Source organism: Marinomonas sp. S3726 (assembly GCF_000967665.1).
Classification (GTDB): Bacteria; Pseudomonadota; Gammaproteobacteria; order Pseudomonadales; family Marinomonadaceae; genus Marinomonas.
Map to the genome: position 1 here is coordinate 1 of NZ_JXYC01000089.1, position 1,381 is coordinate 1,381.

The 1,381-nt window shown below is 40.8% G+C and carries 4 protein-coding genes; all 4 read left to right on the forward strand.

What is annotated here, in order from left to right:
• Positions 1-292, forward strand: a 292-nt coding sequence (locus TW85_RS26305) for a hypothetical protein (RefSeq protein ID WP_046019890.1), incomplete at its 5' end; no start/stop codon positions are given.
• Between the two features lie 12 nt (positions 293-304).
• The gene (locus tag TW85_RS25185; protein WP_046019891.1) at positions 305-856 is read left to right on the forward strand and encodes a hypothetical protein; all 552 of its coding nucleotides are present in this window, start codon (positions 305-307) and stop codon (positions 854-856) included.
• Between the two features lie 141 nt (positions 857-997).
• Complete coding sequence (locus tag TW85_RS26100) at positions 998-1,192, forward strand: Com family DNA-binding transcriptional regulator (protein WP_084616500.1); 195 nt, start codon at positions 998-1,000, stop codon at positions 1,190-1,192.
• The gene (locus TW85_RS26395) at positions 1,158-1,316 is read left to right on the forward strand and encodes a hypothetical protein (protein WP_202904910.1); all 159 of its coding nucleotides are present in this window, start codon (positions 1,158-1,160) and stop codon (positions 1,314-1,316) included. The genes TW85_RS26100 and TW85_RS26395 overlap by 35 nt, the downstream gene beginning before the upstream one ends.
• The last annotated feature ends 65 nt before the right edge of the window (positions 1,317-1,381 follow it).

Below are 1,381 nucleotides of genomic sequence, written 5' to 3' on the forward strand. Positions count from 1 at the left end.
CGTTCGAGCTGATTTTCCAAGATTCTTAGACGATGGGCGCGGCGTGGATTCGAACCGTGCTCTAGGAGATTTTCAAGATTATCAAACAGAATCCCATAGGCATAAAACAGATGGTTCAGATGGGGGGGATCGACATGCTATTGACCTAAATAGCGATGGAATATTCGATGCAGGTTCATCTGCATCTAGTCTTGATGACGCGGGTTATTCTTCCTCAAGCGTGACTGGGGCGTTTGGTGGATTGGAGACACGGCCAAGAAATAGCGCGTTTTTAGGTTACATTAAATATTAAGAGGTATTATCAGTGGGAAAAATAACAGTAAGAAGCCCTAAAAGAGCTTATGCATACGATAAAAATACTGGGGAGTTCACAGGAGTTGTCTATGCTGACCCAGACCCGTTAGATGTGACTAATTGGTTGTTACCCGCATCATCAACATTTACGGTTTTAGATGATGCACCAGCTGGACATGTTGCAGTTTTTAAAGAAGGTGAAAAAAAGATTCTAGTAGATAAGCGTGGAACCGAGTATTTTGATGAAAACGGTATTCACTATTTAATTAACCAGATAGGTGAAGATTTACCTGAAAACGCACTATTAGAGAAACCGTACATACCTCCAACACTTGATGAGCAAACAAAAAAAGTGCAGAACCAATGTTCTATTAGAATTAATTCAAAGTGGAATCAAATTGGGCAGATTAACGCCGCATTAGGTGTTTATAGTGAACAAGAGCGAGCCGATTGTTCTGAATGGGTAAAACTAAATCGTGACGCATTAAAGGCTTTGTTACAACGGGCTGATCTAACTGAGATCGATGTTGAAAGTGACGAGTTTTGGCCAAAATTGAATTAAAAGAAAGAGAAAGCGACTCAAAAGAATAACCGTTCTAATGAGCCGCCAGATCATGTAAACAGAGTACATGAACCAGCCAAAGACTTTCTCGCTGCGAGCTCACAGCAAAGGGAGTCTATCAGAAAATCAAGGTAGGTTCACATGCAAGAAATTCGGTGCCGTTGTTGCGGACGACTTCTAGCAAAAGCAAAGTATCTAGAGCTTGAAATTAAATGCTCAAGATGTAAAACAATTAACTTTTTGAAGGTCGTTGAGCCTCTTTTACAAGCGCCGATGAGCGTAACTAATATTGAGGTTCAACATGACCAACAAAAACCTGCCAAAGCCGCTCGGTAAGAACGGTTTTAAATACCGTGAACAGTACGGTGTGATAGTAATTTGTGCTGATGAAAAACAGCAAGAAAGCATCTTTAATGATCTGAAAAAACAAGGTCACAAGTGTAAAGTGGTGACCGTATGAAGATTGAAATTCATAACCGTTGTTCAGACTATGACTCTTACCGCTCCGAGCGCGTTAAGTCGTTA

Bases quoted from the DNA above. Each gene is read 5' to 3' on its own strand.
- TW85_RS26395 (WP_202904910.1), top strand. From the start codon at position 1,158: ATGACCAACAAAAACCTGCCAAAGCCGCTCGGTAAGAACGGTTTTAAA.
- TW85_RS26100 (WP_084616500.1), top strand. From the start codon at position 998: ATGCAAGAAATTCGGTGCCGTTGTTGCGGACGACTTCTAGCAAAAGCA.